General features: G+C 56.8%; 22 protein-coding genes. 14 read left to right on the top strand and 8 right to left on the bottom strand.

The annotated features are described in order from the left end of the window. Positions 1-65: 65 nt before the first annotated feature. The 4 genes from aldA (at position 66) to ACIPIN_RS08560 (ending at position 5,882) form a co-directional block, all read left to right on the top strand. A complete protein-coding gene (aldA, locus tag ACIPIN_RS08575) occupies positions 66-1,490 on the top strand; it encodes an aldehyde dehydrogenase (protein ID WP_401117479.1) in 1,425 nt (474 codons plus the stop codon). Between the two features lie 157 nt (positions 1,491-1,647). Continuing rightward, entirely contained in the window at positions 1,648-2,973 is a 1,326-nt protein-coding gene (locus tag ACIPIN_RS08570; RefSeq protein WP_401117477.1) for a nitrate/nitrite transporter, read from the top strand. Continuing rightward, positions 2,970-4,187: a mandelate racemase/muconate lactonizing enzyme family protein gene (locus tag ACIPIN_RS08565; RefSeq protein WP_401117475.1), complete on the top strand. Its 1,218-nt coding sequence runs from the start codon at positions 2,970-2,972 to the stop codon at positions 4,185-4,187. The genes ACIPIN_RS08570 and ACIPIN_RS08565 overlap by 4 nt, the downstream gene beginning before the upstream one ends. A gap of 87 nt (positions 4,188-4,274) precedes the next feature. Then, positions 4,275-5,882 (top strand): GMC family oxidoreductase, encoded by a 1,608-nt coding sequence (locus tag ACIPIN_RS08560; protein WP_401117474.1) that lies wholly within the window; start codon positions 4,275-4,277, stop codon positions 5,880-5,882. Between the two features lie 10 nt (positions 5,883-5,892). Here the strand turns inward: ACIPIN_RS08560 and ACIPIN_RS08555 are convergent, their stop codons facing one another. Continuing rightward, positions 5,893-6,801, bottom strand: a complete 909-nt coding sequence (locus ACIPIN_RS08555) for a LysR family transcriptional regulator (protein WP_401117472.1) — start codon at positions 6,799-6,801, stop codon at positions 5,893-5,895. Between the two features lie 111 nt (positions 6,802-6,912). Between ACIPIN_RS08555 and ACIPIN_RS08550 the strand changes: the two genes are divergently transcribed. Both ACIPIN_RS08550 and ACIPIN_RS08545 read left to right on the top strand, forming a co-directional pair. Next, complete coding sequence (locus ACIPIN_RS08550) at positions 6,913-7,704, top strand: alpha/beta fold hydrolase (RefSeq protein WP_401117470.1); 792 nt, start codon at positions 6,913-6,915, stop codon at positions 7,702-7,704. 340 nt (positions 7,705-8,044) lie between these two features. After that, positions 8,045-8,434, top strand: a complete 390-nt coding sequence (locus tag ACIPIN_RS08545) for a hypothetical protein (RefSeq protein ID WP_401117468.1) — start codon at positions 8,045-8,047, stop codon at positions 8,432-8,434. Positions 8,435-8,700: 266 nt separating this feature from the next. Here the strand turns inward: ACIPIN_RS08545 and ACIPIN_RS08540 are convergent, their stop codons facing one another. Further along, a complete protein-coding gene (locus ACIPIN_RS08540; protein ID WP_401117466.1) occupies positions 8,701-9,114 on the bottom strand; it encodes a VOC family protein in 414 nt (137 codons plus the stop codon). Between the two features lie 276 nt (positions 9,115-9,390). Between ACIPIN_RS08540 and ACIPIN_RS08535 the strand changes: the two genes are divergently transcribed. After that, a complete protein-coding gene (locus ACIPIN_RS08535) occupies positions 9,391-11,202 on the top strand; it encodes an ABC transporter ATP-binding protein (protein WP_401117464.1) in 1,812 nt (603 codons plus the stop codon). 87 nt (positions 11,203-11,289) lie between these two features. Here ACIPIN_RS08535 and ACIPIN_RS08530 read toward each other — a convergent pair whose 3' ends face one another. The 3 genes from ACIPIN_RS08530 to ACIPIN_RS08520 all read right to left on the bottom strand — a co-directional run bounded on the left by ACIPIN_RS08530 (position 11,290) and on the right by ACIPIN_RS08520 (position 13,627). Continuing rightward, positions 11,290-11,625 (bottom strand): DUF2388 domain-containing protein, encoded by a 336-nt coding sequence (locus ACIPIN_RS08530; RefSeq protein ID WP_401117462.1) that lies wholly within the window; start codon positions 11,623-11,625, stop codon positions 11,290-11,292. A gap of 116 nt (positions 11,626-11,741) precedes the next feature. Next, complete coding sequence (locus ACIPIN_RS08525; protein ID WP_401117460.1) at positions 11,742-12,371, bottom strand: PQQ-binding-like beta-propeller repeat protein; 630 nt, start codon at positions 12,369-12,371, stop codon at positions 11,742-11,744. Positions 12,372-12,406: 35 nt separating this feature from the next. Next, positions 12,407-13,627 carry a helix-turn-helix domain-containing protein gene (locus tag ACIPIN_RS08520; RefSeq protein WP_401117459.1) on the bottom strand — a complete coding sequence of 407 codons (1,221 nt, stop codon included), beginning with the start codon at positions 13,625-13,627 and terminating at the stop codon, positions 12,407-12,409. 118 nt (positions 13,628-13,745) lie between these two features. On the opposite strand from ACIPIN_RS08520, the gene ACIPIN_RS08515 reads away from it, so the two are divergent. Then, entirely contained in the window at positions 13,746-14,510 is a 765-nt protein-coding gene (locus ACIPIN_RS08515) for a DUF899 domain-containing protein (protein ID WP_401117457.1), read from the top strand. 93 nt (positions 14,511-14,603) lie between these two features. Here ACIPIN_RS08515 and rfaH read toward each other — a convergent pair whose 3' ends face one another. From rfaH to galU, 3 genes are read right to left on the bottom strand one after another with little or no spacing between them, the layout of a single operon-like run. Further along, positions 14,604-15,110 carry a transcription/translation regulatory transformer protein RfaH gene (gene rfaH / locus ACIPIN_RS08510; protein ID WP_401117455.1) on the bottom strand — a complete coding sequence of 169 codons (507 nt, stop codon included), beginning with the start codon at positions 15,108-15,110 and terminating at the stop codon, positions 14,604-14,606. A gap of 30 nt (positions 15,111-15,140) precedes the next feature. Next, positions 15,141-15,566: a phosphomannomutase gene (locus ACIPIN_RS08505; RefSeq protein WP_401117453.1), complete on the bottom strand. Its 426-nt coding sequence runs from the start codon at positions 15,564-15,566 to the stop codon at positions 15,141-15,143. Positions 15,567-15,605: 39 nt separating this feature from the next. Beyond that, positions 15,606-16,439, bottom strand: coding sequence for a UTP--glucose-1-phosphate uridylyltransferase GalU (gene galU / locus ACIPIN_RS08500; protein WP_401117451.1), 834 nt, complete (start codon positions 16,437-16,439; stop codon positions 15,606-15,608). A 468-nt stretch (positions 16,440-16,907) separates the two neighbouring features. On the opposite strand from galU, the gene ACIPIN_RS08495 reads away from it, so the two are divergent. The 6 genes from ACIPIN_RS08495 (at position 16,908) to ACIPIN_RS08470 (ending at position 24,663) form a co-directional block, all read left to right on the top strand. Beyond that, on the top strand, positions 16,908-17,402 hold the full coding sequence (locus tag ACIPIN_RS08495) for a low molecular weight protein-tyrosine-phosphatase (RefSeq protein WP_401117449.1): 495 nt from the start codon (positions 16,908-16,910) through the stop codon (positions 17,400-17,402). A 45-nt stretch (positions 17,403-17,447) separates the two neighbouring features. Beyond that, entirely contained in the window at positions 17,448-19,676 is a 2,229-nt protein-coding gene (locus tag ACIPIN_RS08490) for a polysaccharide biosynthesis tyrosine autokinase (protein ID WP_401117447.1), read from the top strand. Positions 19,677-19,879: 203 nt separating this feature from the next. After that, on the top strand, positions 19,880-21,169 hold the full coding sequence (locus tag ACIPIN_RS08485) for an oligosaccharide flippase family protein (protein WP_401117446.1): 1,290 nt from the start codon (positions 19,880-19,882) through the stop codon (positions 21,167-21,169). A 60-nt stretch (positions 21,170-21,229) separates the two neighbouring features. Continuing rightward, positions 21,230-22,213: a nitroreductase family protein gene (locus ACIPIN_RS08480; RefSeq protein WP_401117445.1), complete on the top strand. Its 984-nt coding sequence runs from the start codon at positions 21,230-21,232 to the stop codon at positions 22,211-22,213. A 33-nt stretch (positions 22,214-22,246) separates the two neighbouring features. After that, the gene (locus tag ACIPIN_RS08475; RefSeq protein WP_401117443.1) at positions 22,247-23,380 is read left to right on the top strand and encodes a polysaccharide pyruvyl transferase family protein; all 1,134 of its coding nucleotides are present in this window, start codon (positions 22,247-22,249) and stop codon (positions 23,378-23,380) included. After that, positions 23,380-24,663 (top strand): O-antigen ligase family protein, encoded by a 1,284-nt coding sequence (locus ACIPIN_RS08470; RefSeq protein ID WP_401117441.1) that lies wholly within the window; start codon positions 23,380-23,382, stop codon positions 24,661-24,663. The genes ACIPIN_RS08475 and ACIPIN_RS08470 overlap by 1 nt, the downstream gene beginning before the upstream one ends. Positions 24,664-24,665 lie beyond the last annotated feature (2 nt).

The raw sequence follows: 24,665 nt of genomic DNA, 5'->3' as shown, positions 1-24,665 counted from the left end.
TTGTTCAACCGGTGCAGGATGCCAAGACTGCGGGAACTGGATAAAAACAACGATGGGCGATTCACATGCGACTCGAGCGAAACTTTGTAAACGGTCACTTCATTGAGCCTGCCAGCGACGCGCTGATTGCAGTCTACAACCCGGCGACCGAAGCCTTGGTCGGTCAGGTCTCGGCGGCTACTACCGCTGAAGCCACGGCCGCCGTAGACGCCGCAGCCGCCGCCCAGAAGGTCTGGGGCAAACTCACCAGCATTGAACGCGCCGAACACCTGCGGGCCTTTGCCGACGCCCTTGAAGCCTGCGCCGAAAACATCGGTGCCGCCCTGGCCGCCGAGTCCGGCAAGAGCGTCAGTGATGCCAGCAACGAAGCCCGTTACGCCGCGCAGATCACCCGTTACCACGCCGAGTGGGCGCGTCGTATCGAAGGCGAGATCATTCCCAGCGACACCCCGAACGAAAACCTGTTCCTGCACCGCGAGCCGATTGGCGTGGTCGCGTGCCTGATTCCGTTCAACTACCCGGTCTATACGCTGTTGCGCAAAATCGCCCCGGCGCTGATTGCCGGCAACACCGTGGTGGTGCGCCCGAGCAACAACACCCCGACCTCGGCGTTTGAAATTGCCAAGGCTGTGCAGCAATCCGGCTTGCCGGCCGGCGTGGTGAACATCCTGACCATGGACCACGCCACCGCCGCCAGCGTCTGCACCCACAAGGCTGTCGGTTTGATCACCCTGACCGGCAGCGTCAACGCCGGGCGCATCGTGCTCGATTACTGCAAGGCCAACATCGCCAAGCCATCGCTGGAGCTGGGCGGCAAAACCCCGGCGATCATCGAAGCCGACGCCGATCTGGAAAAAGCCGCCAGCGACATCATCGCCTCCAAGACCACCCATTGCGGCCAGCTGTGTACGGCAGTGGAGCGGGTCTACGTGCAGGAAAGCGTCTACGACCAGTTCCTCGCACTGCTCAAAGCCAAGATCAGCGCGGTGAAGTTCGGCGACCGTGCAACCGACGCCACCCTGATGGGTCCGTTGGTCAACGCCAGTTCGCAGCAGAACATCCACGCCATGGTCGAGCGCGCCATCGCCGACGGTGCTGTACTGGAAACAGGCGGTTTTATCCCGCAGGGCAACGGCCACTTCTACCCGCCGACCCTGCTCAGCGGCTGCCGTCAGGACATGGAAATCATCCAGGAAGAAATCTTCGGCCCGGTACTGCCAGTGCTCAAGTACCGCGACATCGACGAAGCACTGGCCATGGCCAATGATCACCAGTTTGGCCTGTCGTCGGTGCTGTACACCGAGAACTACCGCACCACCATGAAAGTCGCCAACGCCATCGAGGCCGGCGAGTTGTACGTCAATCGGACCCCGGCCGACCCGTATCAGGGCTTTCACGCCGGCTGGAAGCGCTCAGGCCTGGGCGGCGATGACGGCAAGCACGGCATGCTCGAATTCACTCAGACCCGTCTGGTGGTGATGAAGTACTAGAACAGCAGCTACGAGCTTCAAGCTTCAAGCTGCAAGTTAAAGCGAACGGTGACTGGCTCTGGCTTGGCGCTTGTAGCTTGGGGCTTGCAGCTGCTCCAAACCTATAAAAACAATTATTTGGGGCACCAGGACCACCGGGCTGCCCGAGGTCACACAGATGTCCAAGTCTGCAACCACTGTTGCCGCTGTTCAGGGTTCGAACGCGGGTTCAAAAAGCCACAGTGACAAAGGAAGTCGCTATTTCCAACTGACGCTGCTGGTGCTGGCCGCCGGTGCGATCTACCCGATTCTGTACCTGCGTCAGGTCTACCAGACCACCATGCTCGATGTGTTCCAGATCAACCACAGCGAGCTGGGTTATCTGTACTCGATGCTCGGGACGATTTTCCTGCTCAGCTACTTGCCGAGCGGCTGGCTGGCGGACCGGGTTGCGCCACGTTTTCTGATTTTCTTTTCGCTGGTGGCCACCGGAGCCCTGGGGCTTTGGTACTCCACGGCGCCGTCGATGACCGGTTTGATGATCATCTTCGGTTGCTGGGGCCTGACCACCGGCCTGACGTTCTGGGCCTCGGTGCTCAAGCGGGTGAAGATGATTGCCCATCACACTGAACAGGGCCGGTTTTTCGGCATCCTCGACGGTGGTCGCGGCCTGGTGGAAGCCTTGTTGGCAACCGTCGCCCTGGGACTGTTTGCGTTCGCCACCGAAACCCGTGGCGAGTCGGCCGCCGAAGGCTTCAAGCACGTGGTCTACCTGTATGCCTTCACCTGTATCGCCATCGGCTGTGTGCTGGTGCTGATCAAGGACCCGAAGTCGATGGAAGAAACCGCAGCGGTGGAGAAGGGCAAGTTCAACCTGCTCAGCGACCTGACCATGTTGGTGAAAATCCCTGAACTGTGGCTGGTCACCGCTATCGTGTTCTGCGGCTACCACATTTTCTGGGCCACCTACAGCTTCTCCGATTACCTGCAGGGCGGCGGCATGACCGCGGTCATGGCCGGCACCATCACCACCATCAAGTTGTGGATGCGCCCGATTGGCGGTATCGGCGGTGGCTGGCTCGGCGACAAGTTCTCGAACATTTCGGTGCTGATCGTGGCGCTGTTCTGCGCGACGTTGGCGATGGTCGGCCTGATCGTGTTCCCGGCGCTCAACAGCCTGGGCCTGCTGATCGGCACGGTGATTTTCATCGGCCTGATGACCTACGCGATTCGCGGCCTGTACTGGGCGATCCTTGACACCTGCGACATTCCGCTGCGCATCACCGGCCTGGCCATTGGCATTGTCTCGGTGGTCGGTTATCTGCCGGACACCTTTATTCCCTTGATCAACGGCTACCTCACCGAGCATTTCCCCGGTGCCTTTGGTTACAAGCTGTATTTCGGCTACATCGCTTTCGTCGGTCTGCTGGGGACCCTCGCGGCCCTGACCCTACGCGGTCGTATCAATCGTAAATCTTCAAGCAAACAGGTTAGCCTGAGATGAAAATCGTCGCCCTTGAAACCCATATCGTTGCCGTACCACCACCGCACATCGGCGGCATGTACTGGCTGTTCGTCAAGCTCAAGACCGATTGCGGCATCGAAGGTGTAGGCGAGATTTACGCCGCGACCTTCGGCCCCAAAGCCATGCTGCCGATCATCGAAGACGTGTTCGAACGCTACCTGCTCAACCACGACCCGCACCACATCGAGCGTTTTTTCCGTCAGGCCTATTCGAGTGGTTTCACCCAGCGTCCGGACCTGACCATGATGGGTGTGGTCAGCGGCCTGGAGATGGCCTGCTGGGACATCATCGGCAAAGCGGCGAACAAACCGGTGTATGAACTGTTGGGCGGCAAAGTCAACGAACGCCTGCGGTCCTACACCTACCTGTACCCGATCAACAGCAAGGGCGAATACGACTACGACGACCCGGACCTGGCCGCCGAATGCGCCATCGAGAACATGAACAAAGGCTTCACCGCCGTGAAGTTCGACCCGGCTGGGCCGTATACCGCGTACTCCGGGCATCAGATTTCGCTGCAAGTGCTGGAGCGCTGCGAAACCTTCTGCCGCAAGATCCGCGAAGCGGTGGGCGACAAGTGCGACCTGCTGTTCGGCACCCACGGGCAGATGGTGCCGTCCTCGGCAATTCGTCTGGCCAAGCGCCTGGAGAAGTACGACCCGCTGTGGTTCGAAGAACCGGTACCGCCGGGTCAGGAAGAGGCCATGGCGCATGTCGCGGCCAAGACCACCATCCCGATTGCCACTGGCGAGCGGCTGACCACCAAGTACGAATTCTTCAAGCTGCTTCAGGCGGGCGGTGCGTCGATTCTGCAGATGAACGTCGCCCGCTGCGGCGGTCTGCTGGAAGCCAAGAAGATCGCGAGCATGGCCGAGGCCTACTACGCGCAAATCGCGCCGCACCTCTACAACGGGCCGATCGGCGCGGCGGCGAGTTTCCAGTTGGCAACCTGCACGCCGAACTTCCTGATTCAGGAAAGCATCATGACCTGGGGCAGTTTCCACGCTGAAGTGCTGACCAAACCGCTGCAATGGGAGGACGGCTACATCATCCCGTCCACCGAGCCGGGCCTTGGGGTGGAGCTGAACATGGACGTGGTGCGCAAGCATTCGCCATACACCGGTGAGCGCTTGCACCTGCAAATGGCGCCGACCCCGGCGGACGTCAAAGACACATCGCCGGCCAGAGGCTGACGAAAATGGCGCAGTCCCCCTTGTGGGAGCGGGCTTGCCCGCTCCCACAGGGTTTGCGCCTGACGGTTTATTTGGACAACGACTTACATGACATACGACTACATCATCGCTGGCGCAGGCGCCGCAGGCTGCATCCTCGCCAACCGGCTCTCGGCCTCCGGGAAACACACGGTGCTGCTGCTGGAAGCAGGCGGCAAGGACAGTTCCCTGTGGTTCAAGATCCCGGTCGGCTTCGCCAAAATGTATTACAACCCGACCTTCAACTGGATGTATTACAGCCAGCCGCAAAAGCAGCTGAACAACCGGGAAATCTATGCCCCGCGCGGCAAGGTGCAGGGTGGCTCGGGTTCGATCAACGCGATGGTCTATGTCCGTGGCCAGGCCCATGACTTCGACGACTGGGCCGCCAACGGCAACGACGGCTGGGGTTTCAAGGACGTGCTGCCGTACTTCCGCAAACTGGAAAACCATCCGCTGGGCGACAGCGAATACCACGGCGGCAGCGGCCCGATCAGCATCACCCCGATGAAGGGCCATACCCATCCGATCTGTGATGTGTTCCTCAAGGGTTGCGACGAGCTGGGTTACCCCCACAGCGATGACTTCAACGGGCCGAAATTCGAAGGCTCGGGCATCTACGACGTCAACACCAAGGACGGCCAGCGCTGTTCCAGCAGCTTCGCGCACTTGCACCCGGCCCTGAGCCGGCCGAATCTGACGGTGGAGCATTACGCTCTGGTGGATCGGGTGTTGTTCGATAACGAGCGTGCGACCGGTATTTGCGTCACCCAGCACGGCGTGGTTCGCACGTTCACCGCGCGCAAGGAAGTGATCCTCTGCGCCGGTGCCGTGGACACGCCGAAGATTCTGCAATTGTCCGGTGTGGCGGATCAGGCGCTGCTGGCCAAACATCAGATCCCGCTGGTCAAACACCTGCCGGCGGTGGGGCAGAACCTTCAGGACCACCTGTGCGCCAGCTACTATTACAAGGCCAACATCCCGACGCTCAATGATCAGCTCAGCTCGCTGTTCGGTCAGTTAAAGCTCGGCCTCAAATACCTGCTGACGCGCAAAGGCGCCCTGGCCATGAGCGTCAACCAGGCTGGTGGGTTCTTCCGGGGGAATGACGTGCAGGCCAATCCGAACCTGCAGTTGTACTTCAACCCGTTGTCGTACCAGATCCCGAAAAACAACAAAGCGAGCCTCAAGCCCGAACCGTATTCAGGCTTTTTGCTGTGCTTCAACCCGTGTCGGCCCACCAGTCGCGGGCATATCGAGATTGCCTCGAAAAATCCACGGGACGCTGCGTTAATCGATCCCAACTACCTGAGCACACAAAAGGACATCGACGAGGTGATCCAGGGCAGTCGGCTGATGCGCAAGATCATGCAGGCGCCAGCGCTCAAGGGCATCACTGTTGCAGAGGTGTTGCCTGGGCCGCTGGTCGAAAGCGATGAACAGATGCTGCAGTACTTTCGCGAGAACAGCGGTTCGATTTATCACCTGTGCGGCTCGTGTGCCATGGGCGCGGACGAGCAGACATCGGTGGTGGACAAGCGGCTGAAGGTCCACGGTCTCGACGGTTTGCGCATCGTCGATGCGTCGATTTTTCCGAACGTCACCAGCGGTAATACCCACGCGGCGGTACTGATGGTGGCGGAGAAGGGCGCCGATCTGATCCTGCAGGACGTCTGAAATGTAATATTTAAAAGCGGTCCCATGGTGGTTCTCCGGCAAAATCAGTCGCCACGTACTCAATAAATTTACGAACTTTCGCGGGTACGTAGCGTGCTGTCGGGTAGACGGCATGTACCGTTAATTCGGTCGCTCTAAAGTCCGGCAGTAACCTTACGAGGCTTCCTGACGCGATGTGTTGCCCGAACACAAAGGTAGGACCGTAAGCGACGCCGATTCCCGCCAGCGCAGCAGAGAGAAGCATGTGCATATTGTTTGCGCGCAGGCGAAGCGGCCCATCGATCACATGGGTTTGATGCTGAGCGTCGCTCAGCGTCCAGCCGTGGGCTGAAACGGCTTCACTAAATGCCAAGCGTGGGGCGTGACGCAAGTCCTCTGGCACCTGAGGTGTGCCCTCACGCGCTAAAAATGCTGGCGAAGCACAGATCACCATCCGGCACGGCGCAAGGGGGCGTGCAATCAGTTCGGAGTCAGGCAGTCGGCCAATACGTATCGCGACGTCGATGCTGGCGGTGTGGAGATCCACGTAGCGATCATCGAGAAGCACTTCGGTGTTGACGTGAGGATGGTCCTCCAGGAAGCGCGCGATGACTTCTCCCATGTGCAACGCGCCGAAGGTCACGGGAGCGGAAATCCGCAGCGTCCCCCGCACAGCGCTGTTTGCATCACTGGCTTCGTGATTGGCTTCGTCAAACTCTTCAATAATGCGTTTGCATCGCGCGTAGTAAGCACGCCCGGCGTCCGTTGGGCTCAGGCTTCGGGTGCTGCGCTGGATCAACCGCACGTTCAACTCCGCTTCCAGACCACTCAGGTATTTTCCTGCCATGGAGGCCGAAAGTCCGAAACGCCGGCCCGCTGCGACCAGACTGCCTTCTTCGATGGCGGCAACAAACACGCTGATGCTTGTGAAACGGTCCATCAAGACTCCATTCGATAGCGGTGCGATTGAGTGATGATGGCAAGTTGCCAATTATCGCGTCAGTCGCATCAATCTATGATCGGCCCAGACATTCAGCCTCAGGAGATCAACATGAAAGTAGCTTCCAACGGCGTTCAGATTCACGTCAAAGACCAAGGCGTCGGCTCGCCGGTCATCGTCTTTCTGCATTACTGGGGCGGTTCCTCGAGGACCTGGGACGACGTGCTTGCAGCACTCCCGGCGGGTTATCGGACCATCACGCCCGATAACAGAGGCTGGGGGAAGTCGGACGGTCCTGCGACCGGCTATGCACTGGACGATTTCGTCAACGACACGCTGGCGGTCATCGCGGCGCTGGACCTGAAACATTACGTGTTGGTTGGCCACTCCATGGGTGGCAAGATCGCGCAATTGTTTGCTTCGCGGCGCCCGGTTGGATTGGTGGGGTTGGTGCTGGTAGCACCATCGCCTCCATGCCCGCTTGTTCTCCCTCTGGAAGTCCGTGCGGCAATGGAGACCGCCTACGACTCTCGTGAGAGTGTGGGCATGGCAATCGATCACATGTTGACGGCAAAACCGTTAAGTCCGAAGCACCGTGAACAGGTCATCGAAGACAGCCTGCGGGGTGCGCCACAAGCGAAAGCCGCATGGCCGAACTCGACCAGCCATGAGGACATCACCCATGAAGTTACGGCAATCAATGTGCCGACCCTTGTCATCGCGGGCGAACTGGACCGCATTGATCCTGTCGCGACCCTGGAAGCGGAAGTGCTGACACGGATTCCTCAATCAACCCTGCAGGTGTTACCCGGCACGGGGCACTTGTCCCCCCTCGAATCGCCCACTGAAGTCGCCGCTATTATCCGTGACTTCGTGGACGGTCTCGAACAGCTCAAACGTTAAGCAGGGCTTGTTTTTAAGCGTTTCAATAAGCCTGGAGCAGAGGGGGAGCAAGGTTCTGCTCATGCGCTTGAACCTCCTCTGCACCCCTCACTTCACATAAACGTGAATGTATAGGCGTCTCAGCCGTGACGAAGATCGTCACGCGCCGATCGCCTCAGTGCTTGTGGTGATTGACCGAATATTCGAACAAAACTACGACGCATTCTTTCCATATCTCCAAACCCCACGGATTCGCATGCAGCGATGATCCGTACATCCAATACCCGGTTAATATTTTTGATGAACTGACAATCCGATATCGGTATCGATCGCGCAGTGCTTAATACATAGGGAAAAAGACATGTCTACTATTACCGGTTTGTCGGCAGTAAAAATTAAACTGCCGGACGATCAAAGTGCCGCGGCGACTGCCAATAAATTGATGAATAGCTCCAGTGCCACCGACACAGCGCAACAAGCAGACGCCAAAGATGGAGGTCAAGGTGCTGTAAAGGTCTCACTCACTATGAGTGTTAATGAGGCCAAAAAAACCAGCGACGACACTATGAGTCTCGCGGTCAAAGAGCTTTTAAAGCGAATGAAAGACCTTCAAGAGCAATTACAGCAACTTCAACAACAGCTTGAAGTCAGTAATCATACGAAATACGCTGTCACCGACAGCCAAAACTACCGTCACTATGGGTATTCAGGGGCAAATCTCTATGGTCAACGCCGCCTTGGGACAAGTTAGCGCCGCCCTGATGAATGAGTTGAAAAATGGTGGGTTCAGTACCACAGCTTAAGTAACGAGTTTGGGGATTGGGCGAGATGTGCGCCTGGAGAACTCGCAACGGGCCACACTGGTTTTCTGAAGCAGCGCGCCGAGCTCAAGTGTTCGAATCACGCCATCCCGACATATTTTTCAATGACTTAGCCCAACCTTTCCAGGTTGGGCTTTTTCATGCCTGAAAAATATCCCCGCCACAGTTACCCCTTATCGAATGGCTGAAGCCAGGTTCACTGATCCTTCTCACAATTGATCATCCACGACACACCGAAGCGATCAACCAGCATCCCGAAGCGCGCCGCCCAGAAAGTGGTTTCCAGCGGCATTTGAATGGCACCTTTGTCCGCCAGCGCAGCAAAGATGCGCTCTGCCTCAGCAACACGGTCGACGTTCAACGAGATCGAACAACCGCTCATGCCGTTAGTGGGACGGTCGGGTGTGGTGTCCGAGCCCATGATGGCCTGGTCGCCGACCAGCAGGCGGGTATGCATGATCAGGTTGTGACTGTCCGCTGGGACATGCTCACTCGCCGGGCTTTCGCCAAAGGTCATCATGAGTTCGATCTTGCCTGGCAGGCATTGGGCGTAGTAGGTGAAGGCGGCTTTGCAATCGCCGTTGAAGATCAGGTAGGGATTGATTTTCATGTTCTGCTCCCGGCTATGGTGAGTGCATCGGCTGGACGTCAGGTTTGTCCTCGAATTCCGATGGGGTTGACCCCCAGTAGCAAAGCGCTAAAACGCGGTGGGCGGGTGTGTTTTTTTAGATGTTTTTTCTATGGATGAGGCGAGGCTTATCGCCTCAGCTGCAGACACGCGCGTTAGCGGGAGCGCCCCATTGTCGAGCTGAAGTACCATGGCGCATGGTCATGATCAACGACCCCGACACGCCGATCTCCCATCCTCAGCCGAGTCCTTCGTCCTATGCCTGCTCTTGACCGTTTCGCCTCGTTGCTCGACCAGGCGAGACGTGCCTTGTTGCTGGTGTGGGGAACGTCACGCGGGCTGTTTCTGGGGCTGGTGCTGGCGACGCTGATTGCCGGTGTGCTGCCGGCGTTGGCGGCCTGGTTGGGGCAGCGCATTGTTGACGCAGTGGTGACCGCGATGCAGTTGCACGCCCAGCAGGGCAGCGCGCCGTTGTGGCCCGTGGTGCGTTACGTGCTGTTTGAAGCCGGTGTGCTCGCGTTACTGTCCGGGACCCAGCGTGCACTCTCGGTCCTGCAGTCGTTGTTGCGGGTGCAGTTGGGGCAGAAGGTCAATACCCTGATTCTGGAGAAGGCTCAGACCTTGTCCCTGGTGCAGTTCGAGAACTCCGAGTTTTACGACAAGTTGGTCCGAGTGCGGCGCGAAGCCTCGACCCGGCCGTTGGCGTTGGTGATCAAGTCGCTGGGGCTGATCCAGAACCTGATCGTGCTGATCAGCTTCGGCTTGTTGCTGGTGCATTTTTCGCCCTGGGCGCTGGTGCTGCTGGTGGTCGGTGCGCTGCCGGTGTTTTTCGCCGAAGCACATTTCTCCGGCGATGCGTTTCGGCTCTTCACCCGTCGTGCGCCGGAGAGTCGGCAGCAGAATTACATCGAGACGCTGCTCTCCCACGAGGGCTACATCAAAGAGGTCAAGTTGTTTGGCTTTGCACCGCTGCTGTTGCAGCGATACAGAGACACGTTCGCTCGTCTTTACGCCGAAGACCGGCGCCTGACCCTGCGCCGGGATGGCTGGGGATTTGTGCTCGGTTTGCTGGGTACGGGGGCGTTCTATCTGGCCTATGCCTGGGTGGTGGTCGATACCGTTCATGGCAACATCAGTCTCGGGCAGATGACCATGTACCTGGTGCTGTTCAAGCAGGGGCAGACTGCCGTCAGCAGCAGCTTGAGTGCCATCAGTGGTCTCTATGAGGACGGGCTTTACCTGTCGAGCCTCTATGAGTACCTCGCCGAACCCGTGGTGGTGGATACCGGTAATCTGAGCATGGGCGTTGTGCCCGGTGACGGGGTGCGTTTCGAGAATGTAGGTTTCCGCTATCCGGGGGCGAGTCGAGCCGCTCTGGAGGGCATCAACCTGCACCTTGTACCAGGTCGCAGTGTGGCACTGGTGGGTGAGAACGGTTCGGGCAAGACCACGCTCATCAAGTTGCTGACCCGTTTGTATCGCCCTGATCAGGGGCGCATTTTGCTGGATGGCAGCGATTTGCAGGAGTGGGAGGAGGATGCGCTGCGTCGGCGCATCGGCGTCATCTTCCAGGATTACATTCGCTATCAGTTCTCCGTGGGCGAGAACATCGGAGTGGGCGACACCTTGGCCTTTGACGATGAAAAACGCTGGCATGCAGCCGCCGCCGAGGGCATGGCCGCCCCCTTCATCGAACATCTGGATCGAGGGTATGCCACTCAATTGGGACGATGGTTTGCCGGTGGGCAGGAACTGTCCGGCGGGCAATGGCAGAAGATTGCCTTGTCCCGCGCCTACATGCGTCGCAACGCCGATATCCTGATTCTGGATGAGCCGACTTCGGCACTTGATCCGGCGGCGGAAGCGGCGGTGTTTGAGCATTTCAGCCAGCACACCCAGGGCCGCATGACCTTGCTGATTTCTCACCGGTTCTCCAGTGTGCGCAATGCGGACCACATCATCGTGCTGGACCAGGGCGCAATCCTGGAGCGGGGCGATCACGACAGCCTGGTCGCGGCCGGCGGGCGTTATGCGCAGTTGTTTGACTTACAGGCACGGGGTTATCGATAGGCCCAATCACGGTCCAGGCATTTGCGGCAATACTTGTGGCCGCAGATTGATCACCAGCAGCAGACATGTGTGTTGCTGATGACGCCTCTAGCGACCTGCCGGCAGCTCATCTTGTATGAGCAGCATACTGGCCAGATCTTCGTCACTTGCCTTGAGGTCTGGATAATCGTGCCGAATCTGCTTCAACGTCGACTCCAGATAAGCGCCGCGAATTGCGCCTCCACTTGCAATGAAGCTGGAAGCGTCATCGCGGGCGGGAGTCACGAGTTTGTAGTCCTTGAAAGTCGAGTACAGCGACACGGATATCCCTGCCGAAGTAGCAACGTCGCGCGCATCAATATCGGGACCATGGGGCCTATGGGCCATGGCCGAACCAAAGGGCAGACAAAGCATTAGCAATGGGATGAGGAATATGCGGCGCATAACGTGTCCTCCAAAAGCATGAAACGTAAATGACCTGCCACATCTTTTTTGATGTGTGGCGCCAGCCAAGAGTTCCATGCCTATGGGGGAGCGGAGTCGCTGCCGGCCGCGAAGCCTTATCCAGGTCGGCGAACAGCTCTCACCTTGCCGCTGTTTCCACCGCCGCAGAAGAACTGATCGGCGCCATCCGATTCGAGCCCCGATACGCCGACTCCAGACGGCATCTTGAGACTCTCCAGGACCTCTCCCGTTCGAGAGTCGACGTGCCTCAATTCGCTCTCGTCACCTTCCCAGGTGCCGTGCCAGAGTTCTCCGTCGACCCAGGTGACGCCGGTGACGAAGCGGTTCGACTCGATCGTGCGAAGAACCGCCCCGGTCAGGGGATCAATTTGATGAATCTTCCGGTCCCGATACTCGCCTACCCAGAGCGTCCCTTCGGCCCACGTGAGCCCTGAGTCGCTGCCGCCGGGCGCCGGGATCGTGGCGAGCACACGACCAGTCTTCGGGTCGATCTTCTGGATGCGATCCTCGGCGATTTGAAACAGGTGCTGGCCGTCGAAGGCCGTTCCTGCATGCGCGGCGACATCGATCGAGCGCAGGGTTTTCCCGCTCGCCGGATCGAGGGCGTTCAGCTTGTCTCCGGAAGCAAACCAGACCTGCTGGCCGTCATAGGTGACCCCGTGCACGTTGTCGACCCCCGGAAAGGGTCCATATTCGCGGATGATTTCGGCTGCTGAGCGTTTCATGTCTTCTACCCTGGTGGTTTGGTCGTGGAGTGATCCTAGTCACTCGGCAGTGGAGCGGGGAGTAACAAAGACGTCGCGAAACCCGGCACCGACGGGGTCATCCAGCGACGCGCTCGCCCGCGACCAAACCACTGCACCTTGCCGGACGTCGCCAGTGAGTCGAGTGCCCGCTGCGTGCTGCGCTGGCTGGCGCCAAGCGCAAGCGCCAGGGCCGAGCTCGACCACGACTCACCGTCAGCGAGGAAGGCGAGCATCGCCGCCTGCTTCTCTTCGACGGGCCGCGCCAGCACGACGACCTCCGGTGCGCCGTACGGCACCAGTGCAAACCCGCGCTTCGTCGCGGTCACGCCGGCCAATGTCCGAAGCGCGACCCGAAGCCGCCCGACTTCGACGCGCAACCGTGCGCGATGCGACTCATCAGTGAGCTTCAATCGGAAGGCTCGGACGATGAGCGTCTCCCTCGGCACGTCGGCGGGCCACGCTTCACCCAGCGCTCGCGCGAGCGCGAACAACACCGGACGCCTTGCGAGCGAGACCAGCGAGCGTGCATCGCGCACGACATGACGGCAGGCGTCCACGACGAGCGCCTCCGACGTCAGTAACGCTTCAACCTCCTCAAGCAGCAGGAGCCGCTCCTTGCCACCCGCAATCAGGCGCGCTGCGGGCGCGTTGAGGACGAGGAGTGCGCTTTCGATTTCGGCCGTCAGCGCAGGGATGCCAGCGTGGCGCGCGGCATGCTCGGCCCGAGCGAGCGCAGCGCGCGCCGTCTTCGCCTGGAGGCGGCGCATCGCGATCCCCGCAACGACCAGCTCGTGGACGGCCCTCGATGCAGGCGGTAAAGGCGCGGGGTCGAGCTCGGCGAGCATATGTTCGGCCTCGTCGAGGTGCCCGATCAGGAGCAAGCGCCGGATCTCGAGATACCGCGCATGTGCGGCGTTCACCCGGTCGCCGTGCTCCTCAAGCGTCGCCCGCGCCGTGTCGAGCGCCTTCGCAGGCCAGCCCAGGTCGCGTGAGGCGAGCGCGATCTCGGCCTCGGCGACGACACACCGCGCACGGGCCAAGGCTTCTTTCGGACCGAAGGCACGTGCCGCACTTCGCAAGAGTGCCTTCGCTCGAACAAGCTCGCCGAGCTGCGCCATCGCGATCCCTCGAAGCGCGAGCGCAGGCGCATCATCGCGCAAGGCGACCCGGTTCAGTGCGCCGAGGGGATCACCCGCTGCGAGCGCACGCGCTGCAGCCGTGATCAGCGAGTCCATCTGAATCGCGCCACACTTGTCACTCCCACCGTCCGATGCTCGCTGATTAGTCTATCTCACGACCACCAAACTACCCGTCGTATCGAGAGCTGAGCGAACGACGAAGGGAGCAACGTTGATGAACAAACACATGACCGGCACACGTGAAGAATGGTTGGCAGCGCGGCTCGAGCTGCTGGAAGCGGAGAAGGCGCTAACGCGGCGCAGCGACGAGCTGGCTCGGCAACGTCAGGCGCTGCCCTGGGTTCGGGTCGACAAGGCGTTTCGATTCGAAACCGATGAAGGGAGTGCCTCGCTGGCAGATCTCTTCAGAGGGCGCTCGCAGCTCCTCGTTTACCACTTCATGTTCGGGCCTGACTACACGGCGGGGTGTCCGTCCTGCTCGGCGATCGCGGACGGGTTCGACGGCTTCGTCGTCCACCTGGCGAACCACGACGTCACGCTGTCGGCAGTGTCGCGGGCGCCATTGGTGAAGCTGCAGGCATACAAGCGACGGATGGGGTGGACGTTTCCCTGGGCGTCCTCGCTCGACAGCGACTTCAACTTCGACTTCAACGTCGCATTCACCGAGGAGCAACAGCGCGAGGGGGGCGTTGAATACAACTACCGGCGCGGCGGCCACGCGATGGACGCGACACAGGTCCCGGAACCCGTTGCACGGTTTGCGGCCACCTGCGGAACCGACGCGCCCACGTATACGCGGGACAGGCCGGGAATGAGCGCGTTTGTGCTCGAGGACGGCGTCGTCTACCACACCTATTCCACCTATGCGCGCGGGCTGGATGGCCTCTGGGGCATGTACCAGTGGCTCGACCGCGCCCCAAAAGGGCGCAACGAGACAGGCCCTTGGTGGCGCCGTCACGACGAGTACGACAAGCACTGAGTCAGGTCTCGTGGGGGCGTTGGCGCAGAGAGAGTTCTGGCGAGCCTCATCGGCTCGCCAGTGGTGGGTTTACCTGCCTTCGCAGGAGGATATTTACAGCGAATTGACCCCTGACAGAGGCAGGCTGATTCGCTGTTCGCGTTGCAGGAAATTCATCAGCAGCAGCACCCGTTCTTCGCCATCCATGGCCAGGAACACCGCTTCGAGATCGGCGAATGGGCCTTCAGTGATGCGTACGGTTTCGCCCTGTCTCAACAGCGTTGTCACTATGGCCTGGCTGTTGCGTTCTTGAAGCTCGTCGATCAACGCATTACGGATTGGCAGAGGCTGGCCGCCGAACCCGACGACTCGCGAAACACCACGGGTCGAACGCAGCGGGCCCCAACTGTCCTGAAGGCTCAGTTGAATAAACAGGTAGCCCGGAAACAGCGACTCGCTGCTTACCCGTCGCTGCCCTCGTGAAATGCGCTCACGATTGTACTTTGATCGAAAACAGGCATAGCCCTGGCGCTGCAGATGTTCTTCGGCGCGCTCATCTTGTCTGGGCTTGCACTGGACCAGATACCAGGCTTTGGCGGCGTGTTCTGCACTCGCGTTCATTCGAAGTCATCCCTTTTTGTGTGCCGATATTTAGTCTGTCCCTGCGCCGATCTGCTCCAGCAGCTCGGCGGTTTTGCGCTGCATTAACGAGATGTCGCCGCGACTTTCGACATTCAGGCACGTCTCATAGTCATTGCCCGAGAGGCGCAAGCTGAAGCGCCAGTCGGCAAAGATCAGGCTCAGCCCGTCGCTCTCATTGATGTCCAGGGCATCGGTGGCGTAGCGGTTCTTGATGCTCGCCAGCAGCGCGGTTCCATCCTTGACTTGACGGCGGATCTCCCCGGAAGAAGGAAAGGCGCCGATGCGTTCCACCAGCAGCACTGGCGGTTTTTGCGTGCGCGGGAAGATCAGTTCCGACGCATAGGCGCGGACGATGAGGTACGCGAGGTTGCTTTTAAGTTCAGCGCCATACGGATGGCGACTGTCATCCGCCTTGAAACCGCTCAAAGTGTTCATAGAGGTTTCGTCCATAGGGTAAAGAGGACCAAAAGGCCGTCACAGGTTGTTTTGATGCAAGTGCTCGAAGCAGAAGTTTGTGGCGTCGACGTAACCCTCGGCCCCACCGCAATCGAAGCGTCGGCCCTTGAACTTGTAAGCCAGTACGCAGCCGTTCCGGGCCTGCTTCATCAGTGCGTCGGTGATCTGGATTTCACCGCCCTTGCCAGGTTCGGTATCGGCGATCAGGTCGAAGATATCGGGGGTCAGAATGTACCGACCGATGATTGCCAGATTGGAAGGGGCGTCTTCCGGGCGGGGTTTCTCGACCATGCTGTTGACCCGGTAAATACCCTCGTGAATCTGCTCGCCGGCAATCACGCCGTATTTTTGAGTCTGCTCGCGGGGCACTTCCTGGATTGCCACGATCGAACAGCGGTACTTGGCGTAGAGCTTGAGCATTTGCGCCAGCACCCCATCACCTTCCAGGTTCAGGCACAGGTCGTCGGCCAGCACCACGGCGAATGGCTCATCACCGATCAACGAGCGGCCGCTGAGAATGGCGTGCCCCAGGCCCTTCATCTCCACCTGACGGGTATAGGAAAAACTGCAGGTATCGATCAGTTCTCGGGTGCCGGCCAGGAACCGCTCCTTATCGGTGCCGCGAATCTGGTGTTCCAACTCGAAGCTGATATCGAAATGATCCTCCAGCGCTCGCTTGCCGCGGCCGGTGACGATGGCCATCTGTTGCAGGCCGGCATCGCGTGCTTCTTCGACGGCGTACTGGATCAGTGGCTTATTGACGATCGGCAGCATCTCCTTCGGCATGGCCTTGGTGGCGGGTAAAAAGCGGGTCCCATAGCCGGCAGCGGGGAACAGACATTTACGAATCATTGAGCGTCCTTGAAAAGTAGACTGATGTATTGGCTAATGGCAGTAAGAAAACTCGACCCAGGCTGTCGGATGGCGGGCGACTACGCACGGTTATTCCGCGGCATGCTCTTCGCAACCCGCGGTAAACAAAGTTGTTGCCTAAGGCGCTGCGTACCTCAATTAATAACCCGACATCTGACTGGGCCCTGGCAATGTATTAGCGGGACGGCTATACATTGTCCATTCGCTACGTGCCGCGTAATCTAAATTGATCGGTCGCGGGAAAACCGCAACTGTTAGAAATTGTCTGAATAAATTCGCTGACTGTTATTTTCAATTTTCGAAGAGTGAAGTGTTATTTTTTGTCTGAAGAAAAAATTGAGTGCTGTTCAAGTGTCGTGGTAATAAATACACACTTGATGTTTCGGCGTTGATACTGCCGTTGCTGGGTTTATAAATGCCCAGGTTCATCCGTGGTTTGGAACTCTTATGTTCGGCAAGTGCTATGTCAGCGCCAATGTTGACAAGACGGGGAAGGTTATCTTGCTTAAAAGAGTTTTGATTGTTTGTGTGGGCAATATTTGCCGCAGCCCTACCGCGGAAAATCTGCTGCGTGGGGCGCTCGTTCATTCCGATATCGAAGTCAGTTCAGCCGGCCTTGCCGCCATGGTCGGCAAGCCGATCGAGCCGATGGCGCGCGCGGTGCTCGAGGAACATGGCCACCTGCCCGATGAGCACCAGGCCATTCAGCTCACGCCTCAAGCTGTCAGTGAGGCGGACTTGATACTGGTGATGGAGCAGCGGCATGTCAGCGGTGTGCTCGACATGGCCCCCGAAGCGCGAGGCAAGGTGCTGATGCTGGGTAAATGGCAAGACGACCGCGAAATCAGCGACCCCTACCGTCAAGGCAAACCTGCTTTTGTGCACGCTTATGCGTTGATCGAAGAAGCCGTACACGCATGGGCACAGCGTCTAACACGCTGATGACCACTACTTTTTGAATCGTAATAAAGGCAAAGAATCCGACTTATGCAGCAAGCGCCAGTAGTCCACGTGCGGGAAGACGACAATGACGAGATTGATCTTCTCGGTCTGTTTGGAACACTCATCGACCATAAATGGCTGATTGCCGCGATTACCGGCGCCTTCATGGTGGCAGGCGCCGCGTATGCAGTGCTGGCAACGCCGGTATTTCAGGCGAATGCGCTGCTGCAGGTTGAAGCGAAAAAGAACGACTTGTTGGGCTTCTCGGATATCGGCAGCATGCTGGGCAAGGAGTCTCCGTCGGCCACCGAGATCGAGTTGATCCAGTCCCGCTCGGTGATTGGTAAAACCGTCGATAACTTGAAACTTGATATTGTCATACAGCCGATGTACTTCCCGGTTATTGGTGAATTCCTGGCGCGTCGATTCAAGAATAACAATCCCGGTGAAATAGCCAATGCCTGGTTGGGGCTGAACAGTTTCGCCTGGGGAGGAGAGTCGCTGAAGATATTCAAACTGGATCTCCCCGAGTCGCAACTGGGCAAGAAGTTGACCCTGACCGCGGGTGAAAAGGGTCATTACACTCTGGTGGACGAAGATGACAAGCTGTTGGCGGCCAACCAGTCCGGGCAACTGTTCGAACAAAATGGCGTCAAGTTTGAAATAGAGGAAATGCACGCCAAGCCTGGAACCCGCTTCAGAATCATTCGTAATTCCCGCCTGACCAGTATCCTCGACTATCAAGAGGCGCTGGATGTCTCCGAACGCGGAAAAGAGTCGGGCATGATTGGTCTGGCGTTGGAAAGTACAGACCCGGAACAGGCGATTAAAATACTCAATGAAATTGCCGATATCTATGTGCGAAAAAACATAGAGCGCACGTCGGCAGAGGCAGCACAGAGTCTGGCGTTTCTCAAAGAGCAACTTCCGCTGGTCAAAAAGGACCTGGAAAAAGCCGGAAACTCCTTGAATGAATACCAGACCCGCCGCAAGTCCGTGGATATCACGCTCGAAACCAAGGCCATTCTTGATCAGATTGTCGGCCTGGACACCAGCATCTCCGAGTTGAAGTTGCAGCAAGCCGAGATGGACAGGAAGTTCACCCGTCAACATCCCGCTTATCGCGCATTGTTGACGCAGATCGGTGAGTTGAGCAGCAAGCAGAAAAGCCTGGCGACCAAGGTCGAAAGCCTCCCCTCCACCCAGCAGGAACTGCTGAGCCTGACCCGGGATGTAGAGGTCGGTACGGCCATTTATACCCAGCTGCTGAACAAGTCTCAGGAGCTGGATGTAATGCGGGCGGGGACCGTTGGTAACGTGCGTCTGATTGACACCGCGGACGTCAATTTCCTCAAACCGGTGAAACCTAAAAAGGCCTTGATTGTATTGGTCGCCACGCTTCTCGGTGGATTCCTGGCGGTGGCCCTGGTGCTGGTACGCAAGGCATTGAACCGTGGCCTGGAAAGCCCGGAAGCCATCGAGCAACTCGGCTTGCCGGTGTATGCGTCGATTCCCTACAGCCTTCTGCAGAAAGCCGAAGAAGACAAAGCCTTGCGTGGACGAGGACGTTCCGGTGCAGGTTCTTCATTGCTGGCCATCAGTCACCCCACCGATCTGGCGGTCGAGGCGCTGCGCAGTTTGCGTACCAGCCTGCACTTCGCCATGCACGAGGCCGACAATAACCGGTTGATGATTTCCGGCCCCAGCCCTCAAGTGGGCAAAACGTTCGTGTCAGTCAACCTGGCGGTGGTGATCGCGCAAACCGGGCTGCGGGTATTGCTGGTCGATGTCGACATGCGCAAGGGTTATCTGCATAAAGTGTTGGGTGTTTCTTCGGACAACGGGCTTTCCGACGTCCTGGCCCGGCGCTGCGATGTGGCCAGCGCGATCCATAAGACTGAAATCGAAAACTTTGATTTTGTCAGCCGAGGCCAGATTCCGCCCAATCCTTCCGAGTTGCTGATGCACGCCAATTTCAGCGCGCTATTGGAGCAGGTGAGTGAGCTATACGATCTGGTGATTCTTGATACGCCACCGCTGCTGGCTGTGACGGATGCGGCGATCGTCGGACGCCTGTCCGGGACCAATCTGATTGTCGCGCGCTTTGGCCTGAACCCGGCGAAGGAAATCGAGTTGACGGTCCGCAGATTCGCTCAGAACGGAGTTGCCATTAAAGGTGCGATCTTTAATGGTGTGGAGAAAAAAGCCTCCACTAAATATGGCTACAGTGATTATGGCTATTACCACTACGCCTATGCTTCTGACAAAAATTGATGGGCAGTGAACAGACAGTGTCATAAGTTGAGTTTATGACGGCGCTACGGTAGTTTTTGAAGTTTAAATTTTTATCGTGGTTGCCGCGCCGGATCAATAGCCCCACAGGCATGATCAAACCAATATTTCATAGAAACACTACGTCCTGAGGAATATGACGAAAAATCCTGGGGCGGTAGCGTGATTGCGAACGACATAGGTCAATGAATAAAACCACAGCGTTCAAGGCTATATCGCTCCTCTGGATAGGATCCCTGGCAGGAGCCGGGTTTGCCTTTCTGACTCAAGTGTTGTTGGCGAGGAAGTTGGGCAGCAATGACTTCGGTGCTTTTTCATCAGCGCTGACGACCATCACTCTACTTGCGCCCCTGGCGGGATTCGGGATATCCCAATATTGGCTCAAGGCTTTCGGCCAGGAGGGCTGGGCGGCGAAGCGCTGGTTGACACCTTCGTTCCAGTTCATCGCCTTAAGCACCTTGTTCCTTATTTGCTCCATCGTGGCGTGGGCGCTTTATTCCAGCCATGACCGGTTAACGCAAAACCTGCTGTTGATTCTCTCCCTGTACATACTGGGACAGCTGTCAGTAGAACTGGTGAGCAGCAAACTTCAACTTGAAGAAAAATATTTGCACTTGGCGCTGTGGCAGTTTTTGCCACATTTTCTTCGTTGCTCGATGGTCTTCATCACGGCGGTCATGAGTTCCATGCCGATCGCCGCGGAGTACTACGCTGTATTTTATTCCGTCATTGCAGTGGTGTTTTTTTTACTGGCCATCCCGCAGTTGCTGCACATAGCAAATGGGAAGCTGACTCTGAAGGGTCACGAGCTAACCGCCGGGTTCACGGCACTGTCCGTGAGGCCGAGCATGTCAAGCGTGGCCGGCGCCAGTTGGCCGTTTGGCGTTGCGGCGTTCTCGCACCTGATTTACTTCCAAAGCAACATCATCTTGCTGAAACACCTCTCAAGTAATAGCGCTGCAGGTATATACAGCGTCGCTTTTACCATCATGACGGCGGTGTATTTGTTGCCGAGTGTGATTTATCAGAGGTTCCTGCTGCCCAAGATGCATCGCTGGGCCAACCATGATCCAGATATGTTTTATCAGATATACCGAAAGGGCAACTGGCTGATGTTGCTGCTCGGCACTCTGGCGATGCTGGTGATTCTGGTCTGTGCGGACTGGGCAGTGCCTCTGCTGTTTGGTGAGACCTATCGAGAGGCGTCCTCGGTATTGAAGATTCTTTCCCTGTCGGCACCGGTTATTTTTCTGGCTTTCAGCGCGGGTGCCACGTTGGTGACGCAGGAACACATGAAGGTGAAAGTTAAATACATGGCGCTGGTGGCGATAATCAATGTGTTCCTCAACCTTGCATTAATTCCTTTGTATGACCTGCGTGGCGCTGCGATAGCGACTGTTGTCAGTAATCTATTGCTGTTGTCGTTGTACTTTTATGGCGCCCAACGACTGGTTTTCAAGAACAAGTTCCGATAACAGGTACAGCTCCCATGCCTAAACTAATTATCACTACCGACAATCGGGAGATGAACTCTCATGATTGATACCGTAAAAATCTATGCTCGGACACTACTGGCAGGATTTGGCTTTTTATATGACCTGAGTCGGTATGTCAGGTATTCGGGATGGCGATCCTCACTGAGTTCGGTCGAAGCTCGAAACTATTACATGGTCAAGGTGTACCACACCCTTGAAAAGAGCCTGAGCTTTACCAACAGGAAACCGGGGTCTGGATGGGCGGGCGCCAATGCGCTTATCAAGGCGTTGGAGCAGTCATTCATGCTCAATGGCACGGGCTATCATGACCTGGTGGCGATCACGGTATTGAAGAAGTTCGCTGAAGCTGAAAAAGCTCACCAGCCGGAAAAAACCGCTGAGCTTATAAAACGTCTGGTTAAAGTCGAGAGCCTGAGCAAGCAAACTATCCCGTTCTATTACAACAGTGGCGCGATCAATCGCGCCAAGACAGAGTTCAATAAAGGTCGATTGATAACCCCAGAGGACTTCTTCCTCTCCAGGTACTCGCTTCGAGAGTTCTCCGACGCCGCCATCAGTGCTGAAGAGCTTAACAGAGCGCTGGAAATGGCCATGAAGTCACCTTCTGCCTGTAACCGGCAATCGTGGCATGTCTATCATCTGGATGGCGAACTTGCACAACACGCCCTTGCTTTTCAAGACGGCAACCGCGGATTCGGGCACAAGATCAAAGACTTGTTGATTGTAACCACAGACTTGCGTGCGTTCGTTTCCCCTCGAGAACGTTACCAGCACTGGATCGATGGCGGGATGTTTTCCATGTCGTTGATCCTGGCCCTGCATTCAATAGGTATTGCTTCGTGCTGTTTGAACTGGAGCCAGTCGGGGAGGGCGGATATAAACTTCCGAAAAGTGATCAAGATAAGTCCGCAACATACGGTGATGATGATGTTGGCGATAGGTTATCCGAATGAGCAGAACACGGTATGTGCCTCTCCGCGTCGCCCTCTCGAAGAAGTGTATACCAAGCTGTCCAGTCAGTAAGTACTCACCCCTGGTCGCAAAGGACTCAGCACCTTGAAAATTGCATTGATCACGATACATCACGCCAATAGTTATGGTGGGACTCTACAAGCGCTCGCCAGCCAGAACGTGCTGTCGAAGTATGGCGACGTCAAGATTATTGATTACAAAAGCAAAGAGCTGGAAAACACACTGAAGCTGATTCGAGTGGACAGCAGTCCGCGTAGCTTGTTTAGAGCGGGCAAGGATTTTTTTCGAATCCTCCCCCGCAGGCGATTGATAGCGAAGTTCAAGGAGTTCATGCGGGTTAACTATAATCTGACCCCCGCGTGCCCGGATTTACAGACGCTTCAAACCCTGTCAGGTAACTTTGATTGTGTGGTTTGCGGCAGCGACCAGATATGGAATCCGGCTATCACGGGGTATCTGGACCTGAACTATATGCTGGCGTTTTCCCGGGCGAAAAAGAAGATCTCGTTTTCCTCAAGCGCAGGCTCGTATCGCTATTCGGAAGAGGAAGTGCCCAAGGTCAGAAAGGCACTGTCGACCTTTGACAGTATCTCTGTCCGGGAAGAGGACACTGCGCGAAATCTGCGCAGCATGCTTGGTAACCAAAAGGTTTATCACACCCTGGATCCTACCTTGATGCTAAACAAGCAAGAGTGGATGCAGAGCCTGCAGCTTGCGGGCAGAACGCCAGGAAATAACGATAAATACATTCTCGTTTACACCCTGAAGAAAGACACCTTGGTCAGGGAAACGATAAATAGAATAAGGACTGTATTAGGGTTGCGAGTCGTGGCAATCGATCAGGACCCTTTTCTTGGCTACAAGAGCGACAGGCACATAATGGATGCCAGCCCTGCCGATTATATTTCGCTGTTCGCCAATGCCTCCTTTGTCATCACCAACTCGTTCCATGGCACCGCATTCGCCGTGAACTTCGGTATTCCCTTTGTCACGGCGCTACCCGAAAGCGGGCTGAATAGAATCAAAGGTCTTTTGGATAAAGTCGAGTTGACCGATCGCTTGGTGAACAACATGAGTGAGGTCGACTCGGTCGTCGGTAAAACAATCGATTTCACCAACAGTCATGAAAAGCTGGAAGCACTGAGGTTGATTACCTGGCGTTATCTCGATGGAGCGCTTTCAACCAAAATAGCAAAAAGGCCAATTAAAATTTTATGATGAGTCACGGTACCACTAGCGTTAAGTCCTCGAGTATCAATCCGCGTTATGTGCTGGCTGTCATCATCGGCTTCACCGTGGTTTTTAACAATATTGAATGGTCGTTGGGCGGCAACAACCTGACCCTGGAAAGGTTGCTGGCTGCTCCTGTTTTTTTCATCGTTGTATTGCTATTGGTCTGCTCGAATATCCCCCTGCGTCTGCCCAGGACGGGAATCATCCTGACCGTATGGATAGTGCTGGCTTTTTACGCATCAGCTTCCGGCCCGGTTGAGGCCTGGTCGCTGAAAATGTACGCAGGCTTACTCCTGGCTGCTTCATTTTATTATGTGGTGATCTGGTTAAAGGCCAATCCCTTTACGATTTTCAAATCCAGGACCTATCTGCTTTTGGCATGGTTTTCTGGCCCGTTTTTATCGTTGATTTATATTCTTTCACTGTTGAAGTTTCCTCTTCCTGAGGTGGCCATTCACTGGTTGCAAGAGGGGAGTGGTGGAACGCGCATCCGTGGCGGAATTTATGAGGCCAATCTATTCGGGGTGTTTGTATCACTGATTATCTTGACCGTGCTGGCCCTGGGTTATTACCGAAAATTATGGTGGTGGATCCTTATCATCGGTTTGCATACCTCTCTGCTCTTTTCGTTCTCAAGAGCGCCTTGGGTTTCCTACATTATCTCCGTCTGGCTTTATCACGGACTGAGCTATCCGAGGAAGTACAAGAACAGGGACCTGGTGAAGTACCTGTTGGGGGCCGCGCTGTTGGTGGCGGTGATGTCGTTACTGTCTTATTTCATTGCCTCTTCTTTTGGCGATTATGAACTGATCAGCAGAACCCACTCGGTCAAGACGCGTTTTATCATGTGGGCATTGGCGGCGAATTCCATTCTGGAAAACCCTATGTTCGGAAATGGTATCTACAGCTTTAGCGAAATATATTCTTTTGCGCCGGAGTTGGTCGGTTCGGAGAATCATCGCAGTGCATGGATCTCCAATTTGCCGTTGGCAATACTTAACGACACTGGCGTCGTCGGGTTCATCGTCTTTTTCTCGTTCATCATTCTGGTGATCAAACGCAGCTTGACCGCTGTCAGGAGGATGGCGATTGATCAGAGTGTCGACCGCTATCAAGTAAGAGTAGGTGCCGCCCTGGTCGCATTCTTTCTGGCCATGGGCTTCTCAAGTCAGACCATTCCCGCGCATTCGATAGCCATTTTTTGGGTGTGCATGGCCCTTACCGAGCGGTTTTCAACGCTCAGTCGCTCCCTCATCAAAAGAACATAAGC

The organism is Pseudomonas sp. NPDC087697 (assembly GCF_044743155.1).
In the GTDB taxonomy this organism is placed as follows: domain Bacteria; phylum Pseudomonadota; class Gammaproteobacteria; order Pseudomonadales; family Pseudomonadaceae; genus Aquipseudomonas.
The sequence above is the reverse complement of the archived record's forward strand: the minus strand, read 5'-3'. Positions and strand labels throughout refer to the sequence as shown.